The following is a 22,612-nucleotide window of genomic DNA, read 5'->3' as shown; positions in this document are numbered from 1 at the left end:
CCTTCACCTCGTTCTCTGTGGTGGTGCGATGGCGAAACGATCGGCCATCCAGCTGTCGATGTGGACGTTCGCGGCGGCGTACCCGGTCGGCTCCCCGTCGGCGAGAGGCTGTCCGAAGTGCTGGCCCCGCACGACATGCCGGGTCTTGTCCGCGGCGGCCAAGGCCTCGAACATCCGGGCACTGGCAAGGGGAAGCACGGCTTGATCGCCACTGAACTCGAGATAGAGCGTCGGCAGCCGCACGCCGCTCGCGCACCGCACGAAGTCCGCGTTGGTGTGGTTCGCCGACCAAGTCGACAACCACGCGTCGGGAGTGGTCAGCCTGCCGAAGCCCACCAAGCCGTAATTGATCAGATCCGGGCGGCGACCGAACAGCGAGCCGTAGTGCCTGTCGTTCGGGTCGATCGACAGGTCGACATAGCACGGATCGGCGTCGGTGCGGTATGTGGTGATGATCCGCGGCGCAAGGCCGGTCCGGCGGTCGGCCGGGTCCTTGGTGCGGGTGTACCTCGCCCGGGCCCGCGAGGTCTCGTCGGCCAGTTCCATAGCGCGGGCGTCGATCCGGGCGATCCGCTCGTGCTGAGCCGCCCGGTACGCGCGGAGGAACTCCGCGCTGTAGCGACTCGATCCCGGCGGCTCGGCGAACCCGTTGCCCGGTGCGTACATGTTCAGCGCCGGGTTCACCGACAGTGGGTCCGACTCGTCGGTGACCGACGGATCGATGCAGCGCAGCAGGACCTGCCCCTGGCCCGGGTGCGGTGCGAGGAAGATCGCGCCGTCGGGAATCGGCATCCGAGCGCCGGCCAGTCCGATCGTCCGGCCTGCCGGGGTCACGTCCAGCCGTAACTCCGGTACCAGCGACGCTTGCTCGATGTAGAAGGCCGACAGCGTTCCACCTCCGGAATGACCGAAGGTCAACACAGACTCGAACCCGGTGTCCCGGAGGAAAACATGGCCTGCGGCCGCGTCCAGCACCGCTTGTTCATGGACCAGCGCGATGTCGTTGTTCGGCGAGCGAGTGCCCTGGGTCCAGACCGAGACGCCGGCACGCAGAAGGAGTGGGACGATCGGATGGTGCGAAACCGACTGGCGCGGGTGCATGATCGTCACCACCGTCGTGGCGCTGTCGAGCGCGTGCAACACTCCTTCGACCTTGGCGCCGTCGAAGGTGGTGAGCTGATGTACGGACGTCGTGACGCCGGGCGGCACCTGTGCCGTATGGATGTCCCGGCCCGCCCCCAGCCGATCCACCGCCAAGGGGCTCATCCTTCGGCACCGATCGGCTCGACCACCAGCTCCGACTTGTCCCACTGGCTTATTCGGCCATCCTCGACAGCAGCGACCGCGCTGTACCAGAGGGCGTTACGGCATCCCGTGGCATTGCGCTCGATGCGGATCGAACCCGCCGCGGCGATCTCGAGATAGGGCCCGCGCCGACGGACGGTCACTTCAGGCTCCTTGACCGCAATCTCGGCCAACGGACGGAAATCGTCGATGTCGAGGACGAAGAGCCTGGTCATGCGAACGTCACCAACTCCGGCTCGCCCTCGTACCGCTCGGCGATCAGCTTCGCCTTGCGCGCGAAGAACTTCTCCAAGCTGGGCTCGGGTTCTTCGGTCACCGCCATCAGGGCGTCGACGCTCAGGTTGGCTTCGATGTCGTCCTCGGTGGTGATCGCGCGCAGTGGACGGGTGATCTCCATCAGATACCCGTTGGGATCGGTGACATAGATCGACTCCACCGTCTCGTGCCGCACCTGCAGCTCACACGGCCAGTCGCTCTCGTCGAGGCGGCGCCGGTACTCCAGGAGATCCGTCTCGTCGTCCACATGGATCGCGAGGTGGCGGGCGCGGTGAAGCAGTTCCGGAAGCTCGGCGTCACAGTACGGCTGCACGCCGAAGTAGTAGAAGAAGGCCAGCCGGTCGTCGTTGCCGATGTCGAAGAAGAAGTGGATGAAGTCCGGGTGGTCACCGGGGCCCCACCCCAGCGCGCATGTTGCGTGGACGACCGGGAAGCCGAGGACATCTCGGTAAAAGGTGATGGTGGCGCGCGGATCGAAGGTTGGGAACGCCGCGTGGTCGACGCCCCGCACCGTGTGCGCTAGCGGCCTGTGCTCCGCGGATGTCATCTGCGTACTCCTCTCGATGACGAACTCTGCGTGGGAAGCGTAAAACGACCCTGTCATATCTGTCAATATTCTGACGCATATGTCAGACCGGCTTAGCGTACTGGCACACAAATATGACGTTGGGTTATCGCCAGCCATCGCGAAGGAGATGCGGGATATGACGAGAACACCTCTGGACTTCGCTGTCGGCGGGCGCAGGATCTCCGGAATCGCGACAGACAGCGGCGCCGCAGAGACACCGCTGGTCATCGCCCTGCACGGCGGTGGCTACAACCACGGATACTTCGATGTGCCCGGACACTCACTGCTCGACATCGGCAGCGCCGCAGGGTTTTCCGTATTTGCGCTCGACCGACCCGACTACGGCGGCAGCGATCCGCTTCCCGAAGGCCGGCGAACCTTCGACGACAGCGCCACGGCCCTCTGTGCCGCGATCGGTACGCTCTGGGCCACCCACGGCGAGAACCGCCCCGGGGTGGTCCTGCTCGCGCACTCCATCGGCGCGGCGATCGCGGTGCACATCGCCGCGCGTCGCCCAGACTGGCCCTTGCTGGGCATCTCGATACACGGCGTGAGCGATCGGTCTCCCGACTACATCGTCGATACCTGGAAGAACCTCCCGGCAAGCGGCCCCGTCGAGCTTGCACCCAACCAACTACGCGGCCTGTTGTACGGACCGGAGAGAACCGTCGAGGTCGACATCGTGGAGTTGGCGAAAGGTTCGGTCGAGCCCGTCTCCCGTGAGGAGATGCTCGAAATCGTCGGGCGCTGGCCGAATGACGTGGCGAGACTAGCCGCCTCGGTCGTCGTCCCCGTGCAGTACACACTCGCCGAACACGACGGCCTGTGGATCGTCGACAAGGGCCGGGTGGCGAATTTCGCCAGGTACTTCACTTCCGCTCCCTGGGTGGACGCCAAGCTCCAGGCGGACGCCGGACACAACCTGGACCATCACCGGCTCTCCCATGCGCTGCACCTTCGGCAATCGGCCTTCGCGTCGGAGTGCGCAACGCGCGCAACCGTGGCCGCCAACTAGCATGATCCGACAACCGCACAGTCTGGCCGCGCGCCACGACCTAGACAGAGGGTGGAGATGGCAACCGCAGAGGGGCCCGAGGCACGGAAACAGACCGGTAGGCGCCCGGAGACCCGACGCGGCGCGGCTCCCCGGCGCAAACTGCTTATGAGCGAGATCATCGATCAGGCCATGCGACTGTTCGCCGAACGCGGCTACGACGGAACCACGCTGCAGGACATCGCCGATGCGGTCGGGTTGAGCCGCCCCAACCTCTACAACTATGTGAAGAGCAAAGAAGAGTTGCTCGTCGCAATGGTCGAGGCGACGACGCAGAGCGCGGCGAATTCCTTGCGAGAGGTCCGACAGCGCTCCGATCTCGACGCGGCCGAGAAGCTGCATGCGCTCGTGCGCACCCTGGTCTTGAATCGCGCCGAACAGCCGGCGCAATTCCGAACACTCGACCGCAGCGACCAGGCCTTGCCTCCGGAGATCGCGAGGAAACACCTCGAAGGCCGACGAACCGTTCTTCGCGAGGTCACAACCGTCATCGAAGAGGGCATCACCGGCGGCCGATTCCGCCCAGTCGACGTTCGCATCACAGCACTGTCGATCATCGGCATGTGCAACTGGGTAGCCTGGTGGTTCCACCCATCTTCGACGCACCCCGCCGATCCGGTGGCCGAACAGATCGCGCACAACGCGGTCGCGATGGTGGCCCAAGAGCCCGGACGCACCCCGGATGCACCGACCCCCCTCGGCGCGGTGGCACTGATCCAGCAGGACCTCGACTTTCTGACCCGCCTTCTCAGCGCAGAGGGCAGCTGAGCGATCCCCCCCCCCGCAACGGCGCGGCGCCGACAGGACTAGATGTCATCGAACACATGGTTCAGGAAAATCTGCCGCAGTGAGGGAGCAGTGAGGGATACGAGAGTCCCCACTCGCACACAGAAGTCTGGCATTTCTGCTACGCGGCCCTCCGGGTGACGAAACGTCGGCTTACGGTCCGCAACCGCGCTACCCTCGACTACCGCAGCCGCAATCTGCTCTGTTCACCCGCCGCGCCCACTCGGATGCCCGGCCGCGACCCGGGGCCGCTGGGGTGATCTGCGACAGTTTCCGATACAGATTAGAAGCACGAAATTCCGACCTATACAGGACGTCACAGGTCCACAAACAGCCACCAACAACAGCGGACAACAACCACGAAACCGCAGGTGGACGCCATTCCCGAGACAGACGCGGCAGGTCGTAAGTAGCATCGAACGCATGCGGTCGATCTGGAAGGGTTCCATCGCGTTCGGGCTGGTGAATGTCCCGGTGAAGGTATATACCGCCACCGAGGACCATGACATCAGGTTTCATCAGGTCCACGCCGAGGACGGCGGCAGGATCAAGTACGACCGCGTTTGCACGGTGTGCGGCAAATCTGTGGCATTCGCCGATATCGATAAGGCGTACGAGTCGCCCGAGGGTGACAAGGTGGTTCTCACCAACGAGGACTTTGCGAAGTTGCCTGTTGCCGAGAAGCACGAGATTCCGGTGCTGCAGTTCGTGCCGGCGGACCAGATCGATCCGATGCTGTTCGATCGCAGCTACTATCTCGAGCCCGATTCGAATACGCCGAAGGCGTACGTGCTGCTGGCCAAGACCCTCGACCAGGTCGATCGGGTGGCGCTGGTGCATTTCACCCTGCGGCAGAAGACGCGGCTGGCGGCGTTGCGGGTGCGCGACGGAGTGCTCGTGTTGCAGACGCTGCTGTGGCCGGACGAGGTGCGCAGCGCGGAATTCGAATCGCTGGACGACGTCGCGGCTCCCCGCTCCCAGGAGGTGTCGATGGCACAAACACTGGTCGACAGTATGTCCGACGATTTCGATCCCAGCCAGTACACCGACGAGTACCAGATCGAGTTGAAGAAGATGCTCGACGAGGCCATCGAATCCGGGTCCGATCGGGTCACCCGTCGCGAGGAAGCCGAGCCGGAGCAGGCCGACGCCGAGGTGGTCGATCTGGTGGCCGCGTTGCAGCGCAGTCTGGACGCCAGCGGGCGCGGCGACGAGAAGAAGTCCGGTACCCGGAAGTCGACGAGCCGGGCCTCGAAGTCGAGCGGACGGCGTACCGCATCGAAGTCGTCGAAATCCTCGAGCTCCTCGTCCGGCGGGCAGAAGAAGGCCGCCGCGAAGAAATCCTCCACCACGAGCAGCCGCCAGACCCGTAAGGGCGCCTGAACCGATTCGCGTTTCCCGCCAGTCGTGGTATACACGACTGGCTTCAACGCGCCGATTCCATTCGGGTCGGCCATACTTTGGGCGGGGGCTTCTTGCGGTTGCCGTACGGCGCACCCACCTGTTTCGACCCGGTCGGGGCCCGGATCCCGCACCACCATCTGGAGGAATTACATATGACCAATCCGTCGGACCCGAACGGCCCGTACGGTCAACAGCCGGGCTACGGTGCCCCACCGCCCGGCTACGGTGCGCCCCAGCCCGGCTACGGGGCCCCGCAACCCGGTTACGGTGCGCCGCCACCGGGATACGGTGCACCTCAGCCCGGTTACGGTGCGCCCCAACCGGCTTACGGCGCTCCCCAGCCGGCCTATGCCGCACCGCCGCCGGGATACGGCCAGCCGCAGCCCAATCCGGGTACTCCGCCCCCACCCGGCCCGGGCTATCCGCCGCCGGGCCCCGGATACGGCCAGCCCCAACCAGGTTTCAGCCCGTTCGGCGCCTATGCGGAGTGGGGTTCACGGGTGGGGGCCTACCTGATCGATGCCCTGATCGTCGGTGTTGTCCCCACCATTTTGTACATCCTCGCCGGTGTGGTGGGCACCGATGATCTGGACTGCTCCTTCGACTCCGATTCGTACAGCAGCTCGTACTCGTATTCCTCCTCGTCGGTCTGCACGGGTGGCGGAATCAACGGGTTGGGCATCGTGCTGTGGCTGGTAGCTGCGGCGGTCGGCATCGGCCTGTTCCTCTGGGTGGCCCACCAGGAGGGCACCACCGGTCAGACGCCCGGTAAGCGGACACTCGGCATCCGAGTGATCAGGGAGGCCGACGGACAGGTCCTCGGATTCGGAATGGCCGTGGTGCGCAAGCTGTGCCACATCCTCGACTCGGCAGCCTGCTACCTGGGTTTCCTGTGGCCGCTGTGGGACGACAAGAAGCAGACCTTCGCGGACAAGATCATCAGCACCGTCGTGGTGCAGGCACCGAAGTAGTCCTTCGGTCGTCGCACGGCCCCCGCTCCCCTACCCGGGCAGCGGGGGCCGTGGTCGTTCATACGCCTTTGGGCGCCCGCGCCGACATGAATCCGAACAGGTACCCGGCCACCCGCCGCATCTGAATCTCCTCCGCGCCCTCGGTGATCCGGTAGCGGCGGTGATGGCGGTAGATGTGCTCGAACGGTTCGTGTCGCGAATAGCCGAGACCGCCGTGCACCTGCATGGCGCGATCGGCCGCCTCACAACACAACCGGTTGGCCCAGTAGTTGCACATCGACACCTGTTCGGAGGCGGCGAACGTGCCGTGGTGATCCATCGTCCACGCGGTCTTGTAGATCAGCGTCCGCAGCATCTCGCACTGGGTGTGCAGTTCGACCAGCGGGAACTGCACGGCTTGATTGTCGGCCAGCGGTGTGCCGAACGGCTTGCGCTGCTTGGCATAATCCACGGCCTGATCGATGCAGTACTGCGCGGCACCCAGACTCGACGCGGCCTGACGGATCCGGTTCTCGTTGAAGAAATGCTGCACCACCGCGAGTCCGCGCCCTTCCGGCCCGAATACAGCGTCGGCGCCGACCCGCACCTCACGCAGGGTGACGCGACCGTGGTCGGTGGGCATATTGAATGTCCACAGATACTCCTCGACGGTGAAACCCCGGGAACCCGCCGGCACCAGAAAAGCAGTGATACCGGCGCCGTCACCGGACGAGCCGGAGGTGCGGGCGAAAATGAGATCTGCATCAGCGGTGTGGATCCCGGTGTTCCAGGTCTTCTCGCCGGTGATCACCCAGTCGTCACCGTCGCGTACCGCGCGGGTCTCCATATGGGTGACGTCGGAGCCGTGCTCTGGTTCGGTGATGCCGAAAGCGAAGAACTTCGTTCCGGCCGCAAGTCCTTCGACCCACTCGGATTTCTGCTGTTCGGAACCATATTCCAGCATCAACAGCAGGCCGACGTTGTTGGCGACGACGGCGTGTTCGTTCTGCAGATCGCAATGCAGGCCCAGTCCGCGGTGCGCGAGATGTTCACGGATCACGGCCATATCGAGGTTGGTGCCGCCGCGGCCGCCGAACTCCGGCGGGAAAGCGTAGCGGTAATGACCGGCCGCATCGGCTACCCGGCGCGACTGTGCCAGCAAATCCTCCCATTCCGCGCTGGGCAGGCCGCCTCGATCCCAGTCGGTGCGCGCATCCTCGCGACGATGGTCGAAGAAGCGGACGTTGTCGTCGGCGCGCTCGAGCGGGACGATCTCGCGGTCGATGAACTCGTCCAGTTCGGCGAGATAGTCGGTGAGCCCACGAGGTAAATCGAAATCCACAGCTGCTCCTGCCTTCTCGGGCGGACCCACATCGCAGGATCGGCGTTCGATCCGCGGCGCCCACCGACCGCACGCAGCTCTCACGATATCGTGCGCCCGGCCGGGCGGCGGTGTGTCCGGACGGAGAGCCGATATTGCTTCTCCCGCTGGGACTGTGGGCAGCCCGGGCGCAAGATACGTCGACGGCCGACCCGCCGTTGCGGATCGGCCGTCGAGACAGCATGATCGCCACCCGGACCGCAAGCAGCCAGGTGTAGCGAATCGCCGCGCACCGCAGTTGTGTCGGACGCGTCTCGTGCTACCGCTTGCTCAGCGGGCGTTGGCGGTGCAGCTGGTCAATGCGATGGTAGCCGGGCGCGGGCTGGCACTGCCGAGGTCGGGGAACGGCGGAGCGCTCGGTCCGAGGAACTCGATCGCCTGCTTCTCCGATTCGGTCTTGGTGGGCCCCCAGCCGACCGCGATCTTGCCGTCAGCGCCTTGTGCCACCGAACCGCAGCCGTTGGAAAAGTCCAGAATGACACGGCAATCGCCGCCACCACAGTGCGCGATGGCCGCCGAGTCCGCGCTGGGCGCATCCGAATAGTTGGCCGCCGCGGCAACGGTTCCGGAGCTGTCGGAATAGGCGATGGCACCGTGCTGATCACCGTCGGCGTGTGCGGCGCCGGCTCCGCCGACGACAGTGAGGGCCGCACCCGCCAGCACGGCCACCGCCGCGGACCGCCCCGGCCGGGTAAACATATGAGACATTCGAGAATCCACCCCGATCAGTTTGCGTACGTTGACGCAGGCGATCCTCGTCCACTCCGGCCCCGGATGTCCAATTCTCGGACCGTACGGGCGGTTTCACGATATGTTTCGCCTCGCGAAACCGCCGTCACCGGTGTCGTCAGACCGTGAACCCCAGGGCGCGCAACTGCTCGCGGCCGTCGTCGGTGATCTTGTCCGGGCCCCACGGCGGCATCCAGACCCAGTTGATCTTCAGATCCTCCACCAGGCCGCTGCGCACCAGCGCATTACGGGACTGATCCTCGATCACGTCGGTGAGCGGGCATGCAGCCGAGGTGAGCGTCATGTCGAGGACCGCGACATCGGCTTCGAGTCGCATTCCGTAGACCAGGCCGAGATCGACGACATTGATGCCGAGTTCGGGGTCGACGACGTCACGCATCGCCTCTTCCAGGTCGTCGAGCAGCTCGATCTGTTCCTGGGTGAGCTCGGCGGCCGGCGGCGCGGCGGTCTGCTGTTCGGTTTCCTGAGTCTCACTCATGAGGTTTCCCCATTTCCCGCGGAACCGCTTCCCATGGTCCGCGTGGTCTCTTCGGCCGAGGTTATCCGGACCACGGCGTCCTTGAACGCCATCCAGCCCAGGAGCGCGCACTTGACTCGTGCCGGATACTTCGCGACGCCGGCCAGGGCGATACCGTCGCCGATCACGTCTTCGTCGCCCTCGATGGTGCCGCGGCTCGAGATCATCTCGTTGTAGGAGTCGACCACCTTCAGCGCCTGCTGCACGGGTTGGCCGATGACCTGATCGGTGAGGATCGAGGTAGCGGCCTGGCTGATCGAGCAGCCCTGCCCGTCGTAGGACACATCGGCGACATCCCCGTTGTCGTCGATGTGCACCCGCAGCGTCACCTCGTCACCGCAGGTGGGGTTGACGTGGTGCACTTGGGCACCGAACGGCTCCCGCAGCCCGCGATGATGTGGGTGCTTGTAGTGGTCCAGGATCACTTCCTGGTACATCTGTTCCATACGCATTGCGATATCTCACGCCCCGTTCACTGGTAGCTCGCGCTCACCGAGTTCAACCGCCGGTCACACCGAAGAATTTCTGTGCCTTACGCACCGCGGCGACCAGCGCTTCCACCTCGTCGAGAGTGTTGTACACCGCGAACGAGGCACGTGCGGTGGCGGGCACGCCCAACCGGCGCATCAACGGCCATGCGCAGTGATGTCCGACGCGGATCGCCACACCCTCGTCGTCGAGAATCTGGCCCACATCGTGCGGGTGGATACCGTCGACGACGAACGACACCGCACCACCGCGGTCGACGTTCTCGGTCGGTCCGACGATCCGTACACCGTCGATCGCGGCGAGCCCCTCGAGCGCCGCACCGACGAGTGTGTGCTCGTGCGCGGCAACGTTGTCCATCCCGATGGCTTCCAGGTAGCGCACCGCCGCACCCAGACCGACGACCTGCGAGGTCATCGGCACACCGGCTTCGAACCGCTGCGGCGGCGCCGCGTAGGTGGTGGCCTCCATGGTGACCGTCTCGATCATCGACCCACCGGTGATGAACGGCGGTGTCTGCGCGAGCAACTCGGCCCGCCCGTACAGCACGCCGACGCCGGAGGGACCGAGCATCTTGTGCCCGGAGAACGCCGCGAAGTCGATGCCGAGATCCCGGAAGTTCACCGACATGTGCGGCACCGACTGGCAGGCGTCGAGCACGGTCAGCGCGCCGACCGCCTCGGCCCGGCGGACCAGCTCGGCCACGTCCGCGACCGCACCGGTGACATTGGACTGGTGGGTGAACGCCACAACTTTGGTTGCGGGCGACAACTCCAGCGAGTCCAGGTCGATGCGACCGTCGTCGGTGATGCCGTACCACTTCAGGGTTGCCCCCGTGCGGCGCGCCAGTTCCTGCCAGGGCACCAGATTCGCGTGGTGTTCGAGCTCGGTGACGACGATGTCGTCGCCGGGGCCCACGTGGTACGGGAACCGGTCGTCGGAGAACGAGTACGTCACCAGATTCAGTGATTCGGTGGCGTTCTTGGTGAACACGATCTCGTCGGCCGACACCCCGACGAAGCGCGCGATATCCGCGCGCGCACCCTCGTAGGCGTCGGTCGCTTCCTCGGCGAGCTGATGCGCGCCCCGGTGCACTGCGGCATTGGTGTGGGTCAGGAACTCGCGCTCCGCGTCCAGTACTGCCAGCGGACGCTGCGAGGTGGCCCCGGAATCCAGGTACACCAGCGGTTTCCCGTCACGCACCGTCCGGCTCAGGATCGGGAAATCGGCCCGGATCCTGGCGACGTCGAGTGTGCGTGTCACAGCTGTCATATCAGGCTCCCGCGGTCGCCGGCTGCGTGAAACGGACGTAACCGTTGGCGTCGAGCTCCTCGGCCAGTTCGGCGCCGCCCTCGGCCACGATGCGGCCGCCCACGAACACGTGCACGAACTGCGGCTGGATGTAGCGCAGGATGCGGGTGTAGTGGGTGATCAGCAGGACGCCGCCGTTCTCGCGCTCCTTGTAGTTGTTGACGCCTTCGGAGACGATGCGCAGCGCGTCGACGTCGAGGCCGGAGTCGGTCTCGTCCAGGATGGCGATCTTCGGCTTCAGCAGGCTCAGCTGCAGTACTTCGTGGCGCTTCTTCTCACCACCGGAGAAGCCCTCGTTCACGCTGCGGTCGGCGAAGGCGGCATCGATGTCGAGTTCGCTCATCGACTCCTTGACTTCCTTGACCCAGTGCCGCAGCTTGGGTGCCTCGCCGCGCACTGCGGTCGCGGCGGTGCGCAGGAAGTTCGACATCGACACACCCGGCACCTCGACCGGGTACTGCATGGCCAGGAACAGCCCGGCCCGAGCGCGCTCGTCCACGGACATGGCCAGCACGTCCTCACCGTCGAGCGTGATCGAACCCTGCGTCACGGTGTACTTCGGGTGGCCGGCGATGGCGTAGGACAGCGTCGACTTACCGGAACCGTTGGGACCCATGATCGCGTGGGTCTCGCCGGAGCGCACGGTGAGGTTCACGCCCTTGAGGATCTTGATGGGCTCGCCGTTCTCGTCCGGATTGGCGACTTCGGCGTGCAGGTCCTTGATTTCGAGGGTGGTCATTGCATTCCTTCTGGGCTGATGGAGGTTTCGGGCTACCGGGTGGCGCCGGCGCTAGACGCCGACGGCGGCGAGTTCGGCCTCGACGGCCGCCTCCAGCCGCTCCCGGATCTCGACGACCGCGATCTTCTGGATGATCTCGTGGAAGAAACCACGCACCACCAGCCGGCGGGCGTCCTCCTCCGCAATTCCGCGCGAGCGCAGATAGAACAGCTGCTCGTCGTCGAAACGACCCGTGGCCGAGGCATGTCCGGCACCGAGAATCTCGCCGGTTTCGATCTCGAGGTTCGGCACCGAGTCGGCGCGGGCACCGTCGGTGAGCACCAGATTGCGGTTGGCCTCGTAGGTGTCGGTGCCTTCCGCGGCCGCGCGGATCAGCACATCGCCGACCCAGACGGTGCGCGCATCGGGCTTCGACGATTTCGGGTCACCCTGCAGTGCACCCTTGTACAGCACATTCGACTTGCAGTGCGGCTGGGCGTGATCGACCAGCAGGTGCTGTTCGAAGTGCTGGCCGTCGTCGGCGAAGTACAGCCCCAGCAATTCTGCGTCGCCGCCGGGGCCGTCGTAACGCACGGTCGCCGTCAGGCGCACCAGCTCGCCGCCCAGGGTGACATCGGTGTGCCGCAATACCGCATCCCGGCCCAGCTTGGCGTGATGGGATGTGACGTGCACGGCGTCGTCGGCCCAGTCCTGGACCGCGACGACGGTCAGCTTCGCGCTGTCGCCGAGGACGAATTCCACGTTCTCGGCGTAGGTTCCGCTTCCGCGCTGATCGAGGACCACGGTGGCGGTGGCGAAATTGCCGAGCCGGATCTGCAGATGTTCGAAGGCGGTCTTGTCCGCACCGGGGCCGGTCACCCGGATCACGACCGGACGAGCCACCTCGGTCTCGGCACCGACCGACACCACGGTCGCCTGCTCGAAACCGGTGTAGGCCTGCGCGGCGATCCGGTCGGTCGGGACCCCACCCGCACCGAGGCGGGCGTCGTCACGGCCGACGGTCTCGACCGTGACACCGTCGACGTCCTCGACCTCGATACCGGCACTGCCGTCGCGCACCGCGGTGCCGTCGTGCAGGCCGCGCAGCCGGCGCAGCGGGGTGAACCGCCACGCCTCGTCGTGCGCCGAGGGGACCTCGAACGCGGCGACGTCGAACGAGGCGAACAGTTCGCCCTTGTTGACCGCGGGAACGCGGGCCTCGCCCGCGACAGCAACATTGTTCACAGGTGTACCGGCGGCATTCTTCTGCGTGCTCGCAAGCTCGCTCACTAGCCGACCGCTCCTTCCATCTGCAGTTCGATCAGGCGGTTCAGCTCGAGGGCGTACTCCATGGGCAGTTCCTTGGCGATGGGCTCGACGAACCCGCGCACCACCATGGCCATCGCCTCGTCCTCGGTCATACCGCGGCTCATCAGGTAGAACAGCTGATCCTCGGACACCTTCGAGACGGTGGCCTCGTGGCCCATCGTCACGTCGTCCTCACGGATGTCGACGTAGGGGTAGGTGTCGGAACGGCTGATGGTGTCGACCAGCAGCGCATCGCATTTCACGGTCGACTTGGAACCGTGCGCACCCTTGTTGATCTGGACCAGGCCGCGGTAGGAGGACCGTCCGCCGCCGCGCGCCACCGACTTCGACACGATGGACGAGGAGGTGTTCGGCGCCAGGTGCAGCATCTTCGAACCGGTGTCCTGGTGCTGGCCCTCACCGGCGAACGCGACCGAGAGCACCTCGCCCTTGGCGTGCTCACCGGTCATCCAGACCGCGGGGTACTTCATGGTGACCTTGGAACCGATATTGCCGTCGATCCACTCCATGGTCGCGCCCGCACCGGCCTTCGCCCGCTTGGTGACCAGGTTGTAGACGTTGTTCGACCAGTTCTGGATGGTGGTGTAGCGGCAGCGGCCACCGTCCTTGACGATGATCTCCACGACCGCCGAGTGCAGCGAGTCCGACTTGTAGATCGGCGCGGTGCAGCCCTCGACGTAGTGCACGTAGGCGCCCTCGTCGACGATGATCAGCGTCCGCTCGAACTGGCCCATGTTCTCGGTGTTGATCCGGAAGTAGGCCTGCAACGGAATGTCGACGTGCACGCCCGGCGGCACGTAGATGAACGAACCGCCCGACCACACCGCGGTATTGAGCGCGGAGAACTTGTTGTCGCCGGCCGGGATCACGGTGCCGAAGTACTGCTTGAAGATCTCGGGATGTTCCTTCAACGCCGTATCGGTGTCGAGGAAGACCACGCCTTGAGCTTCCAGATCCTCGCGGATCTGGTGGTAGACGACTTCACTCTCGTACTGGGCGGCGACACCGGAGACCAGGCGCTGCTTCTCCGCCTCCGGGATACCCAGCTTGTCGTAGGTGTTCTTGATGTCCTCGGGCAGATCTTCCCAGGTCTCGGCCTGCTTCTCGGTCGAGCGCACGAAGTACTTGATGTTGTCGAAGTCGATACCCTCGAGGTTGGAGCCCCAGCCGGGCATCGGCTTGCGATCGAAGATGCGCAGCGCCTTGAGGCGAATGTCGAGCATCCACTCCGGCTCGTTCTTCTTCGCCGAGATATCGCGCACGACATCCTCGGACAGGCCGCGCTTCGCACTGGCGCCTGCGACATCCGAATCCGCCCAGCCGTAACCGTAGGTCCCCAGCGAGGCGATGGTCTCCTCTTGGGTCAACGGCTGATTCTGGGTGGCATCGGATTCACGGCTCGCCGCGGTGGTCGACGTCATTCGGCACTCCTTCCGGAGTCGTTCGGAGCTCCCGCTGCGGGCTGTGCAACGGTGCGGGTATCGGGCTGAGCGGTACTCGCCGGAGAGGGGTGAGCGCTGCTCGTCGGGGGCACGGACAGAGGAACATGGGTGGTGCAGGCGCAGTCCCCGTTGGCGATGGTCGCCAGGCGCTGCACGTGGGTGCCGAGCAGTTCACGCACGGCTTCGAGTTCGGCCGCACACAGCTCCGGAAACTCCTCGGCCACATGTGAGACCGGGCAGTGATGCTGGCATATCTGCACCCCGGAACCGACCTCACGGGTGGTGGCGGCGAAACCGGCGTCGTTGAACGCCTCCGCGATCTCCTCCGCCTTGGTGGCGGTCGCGGAGGGAGTGCTCCGGGCCAGGCGGTCGATTCCGGAGATGATCACACCCACCCGCCGGCGGGCGAAATCCATGACCGCCTTGTCTCCGCCGAGTTCCCGCAGCTGCCGCATGGCGGCACCGGCGAGGTCGTCGTAGGCATGCCCCAGGCGGCCACGCCCGGTGGCGGTGAGCTGGAACTGCTTGGCGGGACGACCACGGCCCTGCTGCTGCCACGGCGCCGAGCGGGCGGACCTGGCCTCCCCCGATTCGATCAGGGCATCCAGATGCCGACGCACTCCCGCCGGGCTCAGGCCCAGCCGGCGCCCGATCGCGGTCGCGGTGATCGGCCCCTCCTCCAGCAGCAGCTGGACGACGGCGGCCCGGGTATGTCCCTCACCGGCGGCCGCAGGCGCGACGGAAGGCCGGACGTCGCGTTCACGCCCGGTATTCACCTCGTTCCCCTGCAAACCCACGGTTTTCACAACATCAGTGTGACGGAATTCCTTCCAGCATTCTAGTAAGGGTGCCCTGAATAACCCCTGTACACGGCTGCGACCTGGGCACGGACCAACGGTTTCACCCACCCCGAGGGGCCGCGCGACGGGGTGCCGACCTGCGGTAACCCGCGTCCCGGAGGCAGCGCTCGACCGGTAGCCGGATCAGCGTGCGATACACCACAGCGCGGCCCCGACGGCGTGATCGGTGGGCGCCGCCGCCCCGGCTACCCTTGTTCCCCGTGGCGGTTGTGGCAGGCGCATGGCGCAAGAGCATCGGGGTCGGACGCCGGGCACTCGGCTTGGATGTACCGGCCTCGGAACACACCGTGGCGGTGCTACACACCACCGAAACCGACGCACCCGGTCTCGACGCGCGAGAAACCGCCCAGTTCGGCCGGATACGCCTGCTCGGCGCCACCGGATCGGTGCTGATGGCGATCAGCGCCCTGGGCGTCGCGGCCCAGCCGGTGCTGCAGAACCCGGTTTCCGGAGTACGGGTGATCGGCGTGTTCGCCCGCTGGCAGACCTCCTCGCTGGCGCTGTGCATGATCGGCACGGTCTTCGTGGTCATGGCCTGGCTGCTACTCGGCCGGTTCGCCGTCGGCGGCCTGGGCGGCTCCCCGGTCCACCGGCTCAGCCGATCCCAGCTCGATCGCACGCTGCTGCTGTGGATCATTCCGCTGTCGATCGCGCCACCACTGTTCTCCAACGACGTCTACTCCTACCTCGCACAGAGCGAGATCGCCGCGCGCGGGCTGGACCCCTACGAGGTCGGCCCGGCAACCGGACTGGGCCTGCACAACGTCCTGACCTACAACGTGCCCAACATCTGGCGCGACACCCCCGCCCCCTACGGGCCACTGTTCCTGTGGATCGGTCGCGGCATCGCACATCTGACCGGAGACAACATCATCCTCGGCGTCTGGGCGCATCGGCTGCTGGCGATGGCGGGGGTGGCGCTGATCGTCTGGGCGCTGCCCCGCCTGTCGCGTCGCTGCGGGGTGGCGCCGGTAAGCGCGCTGTGGCTGGGCGCCGCCAATCCGCTGGTGCTGTTCCACCTGGTCGCCGGCGTACACAACGACGCGCTGATGCTCGGACTGATGCTCGCCGGTATGGAATTCTGCCTGCGCGCCCTGGACACCGCACGAAGTCCCGGATTCGGCGGATTCGACCAGCACGGCTGGGCCCTGTTGATATTCGGAACCGTCGTGATCACGCTGTCGTCGTCGGTGAAGCTCACCTCGATCATCGCGCTCGGATTCGTCGGCATGGCACTCGCCCGACGCTGGGGCGGCGGGATACGCAGGATACTGGCGGCCGCCGCGGTGCTCGGCGCGATCGCGCTCGTCGCGACCTTGCTGGTCAGTTATGCCTCCGGTCTGGGATTCGGCTGGACCCACACCCTCGGCGTCGCCGGCGCGGTGCGCAGCTGGATGTCGATACCCACCGCCATCGGCATCATCACCGGATTCGGTGGCGTGCTGCTGGGATTGGGCGACCACACCACCGCACTGCTGTCGATCACCCGTCCGATCGCCGGCGCGGTGGCCGCCTTCATCACCGTGCGCATGTTGATCGCCACCTGGACCGGGCGCCTGCACCCGGTGGGTGCCATGGGGGTGTCGCTGGCCGCGATCGTGCTGCTGTTCCCGGTGGTGCAGCCGTGGTATCTGCTGTGGGCAATCGTGCCCCTGGCCGCATGGGCGACGACTCCCGCGTTCCGCGTGCCCGCGGTGATCTTCTCCGCGGTGGTGAGCGTGATGCTGATGCCGCGCGGGGCCGATTTCGGTGTCTTCCAGATCATCGAGGCCGCCGTCGCCGTGGTCGTCGTGTCACTAGGATTCATCGCGGTGACCCGGAACCTGTTGCCGTGGCGTAATCCCGCGGGGGTGTCTGCTCCGTCACAGCCGGGTCCGGCATACGGTGTCTCATCGTGACTGACTCGGCCGTCCGCATCGACGGCGTCGTGAAACGCTACGGCGGCACCACTGCCGTGGACGGGATCGCCTTCGAGGTGGAGCGAGCGCAGGTACTGGCACTGCTCGGCCCCAACGGTGCCGGCAAGACGACCACCGTCGAGATGTGCGAAGGCTTCCTGGCTCCGGACGAGGGTTCGGTGCGAGTTCTCGGCCTCGACCCGATGGCCGACAGCGACCGGCTGCGCCCACGCATCGGCGTGATGCTGCAGGGCGGTGGCGCCTACCCCGGCTCACGCGCCGGCGAAATGCTCGACCTGGTCGCCTCCTATTCCGCCGACCCGCTGGATCCACAGTGGCTGCTCGACACCCTCGGGTTGCACGATGCGCACCGCACCCCGTATCGGCGACTGTCCGGCGGCCAACAGCAACGGCTTGCCCTCGCATGCGCCCTGGTGGGGCGGCCGGAACTGGTATTCCTCGACGAACCGACCGCCGGTATGGATGCCCAGGCTCGGCACCTGGTCTGGGATCTGATCGATGCGCTGCGACGCGACGGCGTCGGCATCCTGCTCACCACGCACATGATGGACGAGGCCGAACAACTCGCCGACCGGCTGGTGATCATCGACCACGGCCGGATCGTCGCCGCCGGCACGCCGGCCGAGGTCACCTCGACCGGCGCCGAGGGGCAGCTGCGCTTCACCGCCCCGCCGAAACTCGACCTCACCCTGCTGGAGTCCGCCCTGCCCGAAGGTTTCGCGCCGTCGGAGACGACACCGGGCTCCTATCTGCTGCGCGGAGACATCACCCCGCAGGTGCTGGCCACCATGACCGCCTGGTGTGCGCGCATCGATGTGCTGCCCACCGATATCCGCATCGACCAGCGCCGGCTGGAGGATGTGTTCCTCGAACTGACCGGACGAGAGCTGCGCGGATGATCGAGTCAGGCCCGGAGGAGGCAGCCTGCGTAACCACGGAGGGCCCTCGAGCATCCGCCGAAGGACACAGCATGAACGAGTCAGGGCCCGGAGGAGCCGGCCTGCGTAACCACGGAGGGCCCCTCGAACATCCGCAGAAGGACACACCATGACCCGGACCGCCGATCGTTTCACCCCGGGCACCTTCAGCCCCGCACCACGCCCGGCCCCGCGCGCGGCGATGCTGGCGGCGCAGACCCGGATGGAACTGCGACTGCTGCTACGCAACGGCGAGCAACTGCTGCTGACCATGTTCATCCCCATCACGCTGCTGATCGGGCTGACCCTGTTACCGCTGGGCGACAGCTTGGGTGAACACCACAAGGTGGACCGGATCGTGCCCGCGGTGATGATGGTGGCGATCATGTCCACCGCCTTCACCGGCCAAGCCATCGCTGTCGGATTCGACCGGCGTTACGGAGCCCTGAAACGGCTGGGCGCCACCGCGCTACCGCGCTGGGGCATCGTCGGCGGCAAGTGCGCGGCGGTGCTGATCGTCGTGGTACTGCAATCGATCCTGCTGGGCCTGATCGGCGTCGCCCTGGGCTGGCGGCCTTCGATCGGCGGGCTGCTGCTCGGTGCGATCGTGATCGCGCTGGGAACGGCGTCCTTCGCCGCGATGGGTCTGCTGCTCGGTGGGACGCTCAAGGCCGAGATCGTGCTGGCGCTGGCGAACATCCTCTGGTTCGCGATGCTCGGTATCGCCAGCCTGATCTTCGCCGCGGACGATCTGCCGCAGGCGGTGACGGTGATCGCCCGGCTGGTCCCCTCCGGCGCACTGGCCGAAGCGCTGGACCGTGCCCTGCACACCGGTGTCGACTGGTACGGGATCGTCGTCCTGGCGGTCTGGGGTGTGGTCACCGGTTGGGTGGCGGCACGGCTGTTCCGTTTCGACTGACCGACGAGAGCAACGACACAATGTAGTAGCCCCGATGCGGCGGTGGCAGCGGCGGCGTCTACCATCATTTCGTGCTGTCACGCGCGTTTGTGCGACTCGTCGACTATTTGCCCCTGCCCTCGCTCCGGGTGCAGCGGATCATCGCCCTGGCGGTGATCCTCTCCCAGGCCGGTATCTCGGCCACCGGCGCGATCGTGCGCGTCACCTCCTCCGGGCTGGGTTGTCCCACCTGGCCGCAGTGTTTCCCGGGCAGCTTCACGCCCGAGGCACATCCGGAGGTCCCGGCGCTGCATCAGATCGTGGAGTTCTCCAATCGGCTGCTCACCTTCGCGGTGACGCTGTGCGCCGCCTTGGTGGTGCTCGCGGTGGTGCGGGCCCGCCGGCGGCGCGAGGTACTCGTCTATGCCTGGCTGATGCCCGGTGGCACCGTGCTGCAGGCAATCATCGGCGGGATCACCGTCCGCAGCGGATTGCTGTGGTGGACGGTGTCGGTCCACCTGCTGGCCTCGATGCTCATGGTCTGGCTCGCGACGTTGCTGTTCGCCAAGATCGGAGAACCCGACGACGGGGTGGACGTGGCTCAGGTCCCCGCACCGTTGCGCTGGCTCACCGTCCTCAGCGGTCTCGCGATGACCGGCACGTTGATCGCGGGAACGCTGGTGACCGGCGCCGGGCCACACGCCGGTGACAAGAGCATCGACCGCCCGGTGGAGCGGCTCCAGGTCGAGATCGTGACCCTGGTGCACGCTCACGCCGAAATGCTGGTCGCCTATCTCGCGCTGCTCGTCGGCTTGGGATTCGGGCTGGCCGCGGTGGGGATGAACCGGGCGATCCGGCGACGGCTGATCGTGGTGATCGCAACGGTGTGCGCACAGGCGCTGGTCGGCATCGTGCAGTACTTCACCGATGTTCCGGCGGCACTGGTCGTCATCCATGTCGCCGGTGCCACCGCCTGTATCGCTGCCACCGCCGCGTTGTGGGCAGCGCTGCGTACCCGCGAACAGATCACCGCACCGGCCGCCGAAGCCGCCGCCAGTTCCGCCTGATCGGCCCTCGGTTCACCCGGGCCGGCGGCTCAGTGCCTCCCAGTCCCGGATCGCCGCGCAGCCGCGGCGCGCCATGGCCGTGAACATCCGGGCGCCGCGCGGTGTCGGTGTCCCGTAGGCGGCGCCGAACACGGCGATGAGCGGAATCTGCCGCAGCGCGAAGGCGTAGTCGTCTCGGCATGCCTGCAGGGAATAGCCGGTGACGCCGTACTCCCCCAGCGCCTGTCGGTAGGTCTCGATGATCGCGTCCTCGTAGCGGCGGCGCACCGGTGGTTCCAGGCTGGTCGCGAGGAAATACGACAGGTCGCGGGCCGGGAGACCCAAGCCGAGGGTCTGCCAGTCGACCGCCCAGACGTCGATGTCGCGGCCGGACCCGTCGGCACCGAAAAGCAGATTGTCGAGCCGATAGTCACCATGGGTCACGGCGAAACGATCCGGGGCGGCGAGCAGCCATTCGGCGATCCCGGGCACACATGCCTGCAGGGTGTCGTGATCCTCCGCGGACAGGCCGGCCCCGAGCCGCTCGAGGAAGATCTCCGTCGCCGGTCCGAAGAACTCGGTCAGCATCGCGGCTTCCTCCGAGGTGCTCGGATGCACACCGTCGAGCTGCAGCAGTGCCGGATCGCACCATCGGGGACCGTGCAGGCCGGCGAGATTGCGGACTGCCGCATGCGCCTGCGCGACGGTGCATCCGCCGATCTGATCACCTTGGACGGCAGGCGCGAGATCGTCGAGTAACAGTGTGAACTCCGCACCGTCGCCGCGGAACCCGACGAAGTGGCAGCCGGGCGCACGGACCGCCACCGTCGGCGCGAGTTCGGCGTAGAAGCGGATCTCCTGACGGTAGGCCCCGGACACCATCGCGCGCGCGGCCGGATCCGTCGCCGGCAGTTTCGCGACCAACCGCTCCGGCCCGGCCGCGCCGGTGATGTCGAGCCGGAACACCGAGCCCATCTGCCCCGTCCCCACCGGCGTACACACCACCGTCTGCACGGGCCGGCCGAGCGCTCGGCTCAGCCACTGCGGGGTGATCTGATCGGCGTCGACCACGACACCGGCGGTATCGGCCATCCGCACTCCCAGAACTCAGCAGCACTCCAGGCACTGCGACAGTCCGGACAGTGGACCGGACACCAGTCCAGGACATTAACACGTCGGTCTCGACCGGACAGGCGAATGCATCGCATGCCACGGAATTCCCCGCGCGGCAGACGAACCCGCGGGATGGGCCATAATCCATCCATGCCGATCTACGCCTACCGCTGCCGCGAATGTACGGAATCGTTCGAGGTGTCGCGGCCGATGAGCGAAGCCGGGGACCCGGCGACCTGCCCGGACGGGCATCACGACACCGTCAAGCTGCTGACGACGGTCGCACTGACCGGACATGCGGCGGTCTCGGCACCGGCACCGGCTGCCGCATCGGGCGGCTGCTGCGGCGGTGGCTGCTGCGGGCTGAGGTAACCGGTGCTCAGGCGGTCGCGCGCGGTCCGATCCAGTCCGCGAAGCGGCGGTCTATATCGCCGGTCGCCAGCCGGCTCGCAAGCCATCCGTTCACCATCGCCGCGGTCACCATGTCGCCCTTCGGGAGCAGGAATACCTTGCCGAAGGAATCGAACGGCGTCTCGGGGTGCAGCACACGCAGGTCGGGGTGCTGCCGTACCCGGTAACGGCCCTCGACCGAATCGGTGACGAACACGTCGGCATTCCCCGCGCCGATCTGATCGAAGATGGTCACATTGTCCGGCCACACGGTCAGCCGGGCATGCGGAAAGTGGGTGCGGGCGAACTGTTCGTTGGTCCCACCACGATTGACGATCACCCGGACCTGCGGCTGATCGATCTGCTCGATCGTGTCGTACTTCCCGGCATCGGCAGCCCGCACAATCGGGGTCTTCCCGTCGGTTCCGTAGCGCAGCGAGAAATCGGCGTAGGCGCCCCGGGCCGCCGAGTCGGAGATACCGCCGACGGCGAGATCACAGGCGCGCGAACCGAAGTCGTCGCCCATCGCGGCCCAGGTGGTCGGCACGAACCGCACCTGCCGATGCACCGCGTCGGCCATATCACCGACCAGGTCGATATCGATCCCGCGATAGCCGGAACCTTCGGCCACCGAGTACGGCGGGTAGTCGCCGGTGGTGCACACCCGCAGCGGAGGCGCGTCCTGGGCGCGCGCCGGCGCGATCAGGCCCAGTGTCACGGCGAGCCCGGCGGTCACGACCGCCAGCACCCGACGTCCGAATTCTCCGCGGTGGCGTATCAACGCTCGTTGCGTGCCTTCGGGTACCGGCTCTGACCGGCTACCCAGGCAGCCATCCGCGCCCAGTGCCCCGGGGCTGGTGTCGCCGCGGCGCTCAGATCGCGGTCCCAGTGCTCGGTCTCGGCGAGTCCGTCGACCGCTGCCACGACGGCCTTGGCGGTGGCCAGATCGTCGACCACGCGATCGCCGAGCACGCCGTCGGATCCGACCAGGGTGATACGGACGCCGATCCGGCCGATCGGCTGCAGCACGGCCGTCCCCGAGCCTCCGTGCGCGGCGACGAACTTCTTGACCGAATCGATGACAGCGGACGACGGCTGCACCGTGGTCGCGGTGGCGGTTTCGCTCATGGAGCGTGAGTTTACCGTCCGGTAGTACGCGCCGGGCGGCCCTACCGATCCCAGGGTTGCGGCG

The 22,612-nt window shown here is 66.6% G+C and carries 24 protein-coding genes; 9 read left to right on the top strand and 15 right to left on the bottom strand.

Annotated elements, in window-relative coordinates; translation table 11 throughout:
- Positions 1 to 3 precede the first annotated feature (3 nt).
- The 3 genes from NV2_RS26550 to NV2_RS26540 are packed head-to-tail and all read right to left on the bottom strand — an operon-like array spanning position 4 to position 2,128.
- Complete coding sequence (locus tag NV2_RS26550) at positions 4 to 1,266, bottom strand: alpha/beta hydrolase (protein ID WP_067880212.1); 1,263 nt, start codon at positions 1,264 to 1,266, stop codon at positions 4 to 6.
- Positions 1,263 to 1,520, bottom strand: coding sequence for a hypothetical protein (locus tag NV2_RS26545; protein ID WP_067880209.1), 258 nt, complete (start codon positions 1,518 to 1,520; stop codon positions 1,263 to 1,265). The genes NV2_RS26550 and NV2_RS26545 overlap by 4 nt, the downstream gene beginning before the upstream one ends.
- A complete protein-coding gene (locus tag NV2_RS26540; RefSeq protein ID WP_067880206.1) occupies positions 1,517 to 2,128 on the bottom strand; it encodes a VOC family protein in 612 nt (203 codons plus the stop codon). Before NV2_RS26540 ends, NV2_RS26545 begins: the two co-directional genes overlap by 4 nt.
- Before the next feature lie 157 nt (positions 2,129 to 2,285).
- On the opposite strand from NV2_RS26540, the gene NV2_RS26535 reads away from it, so the two are divergent.
- The 4 genes from NV2_RS26535 (at position 2,286) to NV2_RS26520 (ending at position 6,364) form a co-directional block, all read left to right on the top strand.
- Complete coding sequence (locus NV2_RS26535; protein ID WP_168436125.1) at positions 2,286 to 3,164, top strand: alpha/beta hydrolase; 879 nt, start codon at positions 2,286 to 2,288, stop codon at positions 3,162 to 3,164.
- Positions 3,165 to 3,311: 147 nt separating this feature from the next.
- Positions 3,312 to 3,971 carry a TetR/AcrR family transcriptional regulator gene (locus NV2_RS26530; RefSeq protein ID WP_210749252.1) on the top strand — a complete coding sequence of 220 codons (660 nt, stop codon included), beginning with the start codon at positions 3,312 to 3,314 and terminating at the stop codon, positions 3,969 to 3,971.
- A 441-nt stretch (positions 3,972 to 4,412) separates the two neighbouring features.
- Entirely contained in the window at positions 4,413 to 5,372 is a 960-nt protein-coding gene (gene ku, locus NV2_RS26525) for a non-homologous end joining protein Ku (protein ID WP_067880198.1), read from the top strand.
- Between the two features lie 173 nt (positions 5,373 to 5,545).
- Positions 5,546 to 6,364 (top strand): RDD family protein, encoded by an 819-nt coding sequence (locus tag NV2_RS26520; protein WP_084475519.1) that lies wholly within the window; start codon positions 5,546 to 5,548, stop codon positions 6,362 to 6,364.
- Positions 6,365 to 6,422: 58 nt separating this feature from the next.
- On the opposite strand, the gene NV2_RS26515 is transcribed toward NV2_RS26520, so the two are convergent.
- The 9 genes from NV2_RS26515 to NV2_RS26475 form a co-directional block, all read right to left on the bottom strand.
- Positions 6,423 to 7,685 carry an acyl-CoA dehydrogenase family protein gene (locus tag NV2_RS26515; protein WP_067880238.1) on the bottom strand — a complete coding sequence of 421 codons (1,263 nt, stop codon included), beginning with the start codon at positions 7,683 to 7,685 and terminating at the stop codon, positions 6,423 to 6,425.
- 309 nt (positions 7,686 to 7,994) lie between these two features.
- On the bottom strand, positions 7,995 to 8,432 hold the full coding sequence (locus NV2_RS26510; RefSeq protein WP_084475511.1) for a DUF4189 domain-containing protein: 438 nt from the start codon (positions 8,430 to 8,432) through the stop codon (positions 7,995 to 7,997).
- A gap of 139 nt (positions 8,433 to 8,571) precedes the next feature.
- Positions 8,572 to 8,952, bottom strand: a complete 381-nt coding sequence (locus NV2_RS26505; protein WP_067880191.1) for a metal-sulfur cluster assembly factor — start codon at positions 8,950 to 8,952, stop codon at positions 8,572 to 8,574.
- Positions 8,949 to 9,443, bottom strand: a complete 495-nt coding sequence (sufU, locus tag NV2_RS26500) for a Fe-S cluster assembly sulfur transfer protein SufU (protein ID WP_067880187.1) — start codon at positions 9,441 to 9,443, stop codon at positions 8,949 to 8,951. Before sufU ends, NV2_RS26505 begins: the two co-directional genes overlap by 4 nt.
- Before the next feature lie 46 nt (positions 9,444 to 9,489).
- Positions 9,490 to 10,749 carry a cysteine desulfurase gene (locus tag NV2_RS26495; protein WP_067880183.1) on the bottom strand — a complete coding sequence of 420 codons (1,260 nt, stop codon included), beginning with the start codon at positions 10,747 to 10,749 and terminating at the stop codon, positions 9,490 to 9,492.
- A gap of 1 nt (position 10,750) precedes the next feature.
- Complete coding sequence (gene sufC, locus NV2_RS26490; RefSeq protein ID WP_067880180.1) at positions 10,751 to 11,527, bottom strand: Fe-S cluster assembly ATPase SufC; 777 nt, start codon at positions 11,525 to 11,527, stop codon at positions 10,751 to 10,753.
- 51 nt (positions 11,528 to 11,578) lie between these two features.
- Entirely contained in the window at positions 11,579 to 12,751 is a 1,173-nt protein-coding gene (gene sufD / locus NV2_RS26485) for a Fe-S cluster assembly protein SufD (protein WP_067880235.1), read from the bottom strand.
- 44 nt (positions 12,752 to 12,795) lie between these two features.
- Positions 12,796 to 14,256 carry a Fe-S cluster assembly protein SufB gene (sufB, locus tag NV2_RS26480; protein ID WP_067880177.1) on the bottom strand — a complete coding sequence of 487 codons (1,461 nt, stop codon included), beginning with the start codon at positions 14,254 to 14,256 and terminating at the stop codon, positions 12,796 to 12,798.
- Complete coding sequence (locus NV2_RS26475; protein ID WP_067880232.1) at positions 14,253 to 15,074, bottom strand: helix-turn-helix transcriptional regulator; 822 nt, start codon at positions 15,072 to 15,074, stop codon at positions 14,253 to 14,255. Before NV2_RS26475 ends, sufB begins: the two co-directional genes overlap by 4 nt.
- 263 nt (positions 15,075 to 15,337) lie before the next feature.
- Here NV2_RS26475 and mptB point away from each other — a divergent pair, with 263 nt between their 5' ends.
- From mptB to NV2_RS26455, 4 genes are all read left to right on the top strand, one after another.
- Positions 15,338 to 17,035, top strand: a complete 1,698-nt coding sequence (mptB, locus tag NV2_RS26470; protein WP_067880174.1) for a polyprenol phosphomannose-dependent alpha 1,6 mannosyltransferase MptB — start codon at positions 15,338 to 15,340, stop codon at positions 17,033 to 17,035.
- Positions 17,032 to 17,955 (top strand): ABC transporter ATP-binding protein, encoded by a 924-nt coding sequence (locus NV2_RS26465; RefSeq protein ID WP_245662791.1) that lies wholly within the window; start codon positions 17,032 to 17,034, stop codon positions 17,953 to 17,955. The genes mptB and NV2_RS26465 overlap by 4 nt, the downstream gene beginning before the upstream one ends.
- Before the next feature lie 148 nt (positions 17,956 to 18,103).
- Positions 18,104 to 18,892: an ABC transporter permease gene (locus tag NV2_RS26460; protein WP_067880168.1), complete on the top strand. Its 789-nt coding sequence runs from the start codon at positions 18,104 to 18,106 to the stop codon at positions 18,890 to 18,892.
- Between the two features lie 71 nt (positions 18,893 to 18,963).
- Positions 18,964 to 19,938, top strand: a complete 975-nt coding sequence (locus NV2_RS26455; RefSeq protein WP_067880165.1) for a COX15/CtaA family protein — start codon at positions 18,964 to 18,966, stop codon at positions 19,936 to 19,938.
- Positions 19,939 to 19,950: 12 nt separating this feature from the next.
- Here the strand turns inward: NV2_RS26455 and NV2_RS26450 are convergent, their stop codons facing one another.
- The gene (locus tag NV2_RS26450; protein ID WP_067880162.1) at positions 19,951 to 21,009 is read right to left on the bottom strand and encodes a phosphotransferase; all 1,059 of its coding nucleotides are present in this window, start codon (positions 21,007 to 21,009) and stop codon (positions 19,951 to 19,953) included.
- 105 nt (positions 21,010 to 21,114) lie between these two features.
- Between NV2_RS26450 and NV2_RS26445 the strand changes: the two genes are divergently transcribed.
- Positions 21,115 to 21,402, top strand: coding sequence for an FmdB family zinc ribbon protein (locus NV2_RS26445; RefSeq protein WP_307613580.1), 288 nt, complete (start codon positions 21,115 to 21,117; stop codon positions 21,400 to 21,402).
- 7 nt (positions 21,403 to 21,409) lie between these two features.
- Here the strand turns inward: NV2_RS26445 and NV2_RS26440 are convergent, their stop codons facing one another.
- Both NV2_RS26440 and NV2_RS26435 read right to left on the bottom strand, forming a co-directional pair.
- On the bottom strand, positions 21,410 to 22,156 hold the full coding sequence (locus NV2_RS26440; RefSeq protein ID WP_169811555.1) for a transporter substrate-binding domain-containing protein: 747 nt from the start codon (positions 22,154 to 22,156) through the stop codon (positions 21,410 to 21,412).
- A 41-nt stretch (positions 22,157 to 22,197) separates the two neighbouring features.
- A complete protein-coding gene (locus tag NV2_RS26435; RefSeq protein ID WP_067880153.1) occupies positions 22,198 to 22,548 on the bottom strand; it encodes a hypothetical protein in 351 nt (116 codons plus the stop codon).
- Between the last annotated feature and the right edge of the window lie 64 nt (positions 22,549 to 22,612).

The organism is Nocardia vermiculata NBRC 100427 (genome assembly GCF_001613265.1).
Taxonomy (GTDB): Bacteria; Actinomycetota; Actinomycetes; order Mycobacteriales; family Mycobacteriaceae; genus Nocardia; species Nocardia vermiculata.
The sequence above is the reverse complement of the archived record's forward strand: the minus strand, read 5'-3'. Positions and strand labels throughout refer to the sequence as shown.

What these genes read in the sequence shown, in the direction of transcription:
- NV2_RS26550 (WP_067880212.1), bottom strand. Translation starts at nt 1,266, where the DNA reads ATGAGCCCCTTGGCGGTGGATCGGCTGGGGGCGGGCCGGGACATCCAT.
- NV2_RS26545 (WP_067880209.1), bottom strand. Translation starts at nt 1,520, where the DNA reads ATGACCAGGCTCTTCGTCCTCGACATCGACGATTTCCGTCCGTTGGCC.
- NV2_RS26540 (WP_067880206.1), bottom strand. Translation starts at nt 2,128, where the DNA reads ATGACATCCGCGGAGCACAGGCCGCTAGCGCACACGGTGCGGGGCGTC.
- NV2_RS26535 (WP_168436125.1), top strand. Translation starts at nt 2,286, where the DNA reads ATGACGAGAACACCTCTGGACTTCGCTGTCGGCGGGCGCAGGATCTCC.
- NV2_RS26530 (WP_210749252.1), top strand. Translation starts at nt 3,312, where the DNA reads ATGAGCGAGATCATCGATCAGGCCATGCGACTGTTCGCCGAACGCGGC.
- ku (WP_067880198.1), top strand. Translation starts at nt 4,413, where the DNA reads ATGCGGTCGATCTGGAAGGGTTCCATCGCGTTCGGGCTGGTGAATGTC.
- NV2_RS26520 (WP_084475519.1), top strand. Translation starts at nt 5,546, where the DNA reads ATGACCAATCCGTCGGACCCGAACGGCCCGTACGGTCAACAGCCGGGC.
- NV2_RS26510 (WP_084475511.1), bottom strand. Translation starts at nt 8,432, where the DNA reads ATGTCTCATATGTTTACCCGGCCGGGGCGGTCCGCGGCGGTGGCCGTG.
- NV2_RS26505 (WP_067880191.1), bottom strand. Translation starts at nt 8,952, where the DNA reads ATGAGTGAGACTCAGGAAACCGAACAGCAGACCGCCGCGCCGCCGGCC.
- sufU (WP_067880187.1), bottom strand. Translation starts at nt 9,443, where the DNA reads ATGCGTATGGAACAGATGTACCAGGAAGTGATCCTGGACCACTACAAG.
- NV2_RS26495 (WP_067880183.1), bottom strand. Translation starts at nt 10,749, where the DNA reads ATGACAGCTGTGACACGCACACTCGACGTCGCCAGGATCCGGGCCGAT.
- sufC (WP_067880180.1), bottom strand. Translation starts at nt 11,527, where the DNA reads ATGACCACCCTCGAAATCAAGGACCTGCACGCCGAAGTCGCCAATCCG.
- sufB (WP_067880177.1), bottom strand. Translation starts at nt 14,256, where the DNA reads ATGACGTCGACCACCGCGGCGAGCCGTGAATCCGATGCCACCCAGAAT.
- NV2_RS26460 (WP_067880168.1), top strand. Translation starts at nt 18,104, where the DNA reads ATGACCCGGACCGCCGATCGTTTCACCCCGGGCACCTTCAGCCCCGCA.
- NV2_RS26450 (WP_067880162.1), bottom strand. Translation starts at nt 21,009, where the DNA reads ATGGCCGATACCGCCGGTGTCGTGGTCGACGCCGATCAGATCACCCCG.
- NV2_RS26445 (WP_307613580.1), top strand. Translation starts at nt 21,115, where the DNA reads ATGCATCGCATGCCACGGAATTCCCCGCGCGGCAGACGAACCCGCGGG.
- NV2_RS26435 (WP_067880153.1), bottom strand. Translation starts at nt 22,548, where the DNA reads ATGAGCGAAACCGCCACCGCGACCACGGTGCAGCCGTCGTCCGCTGTC.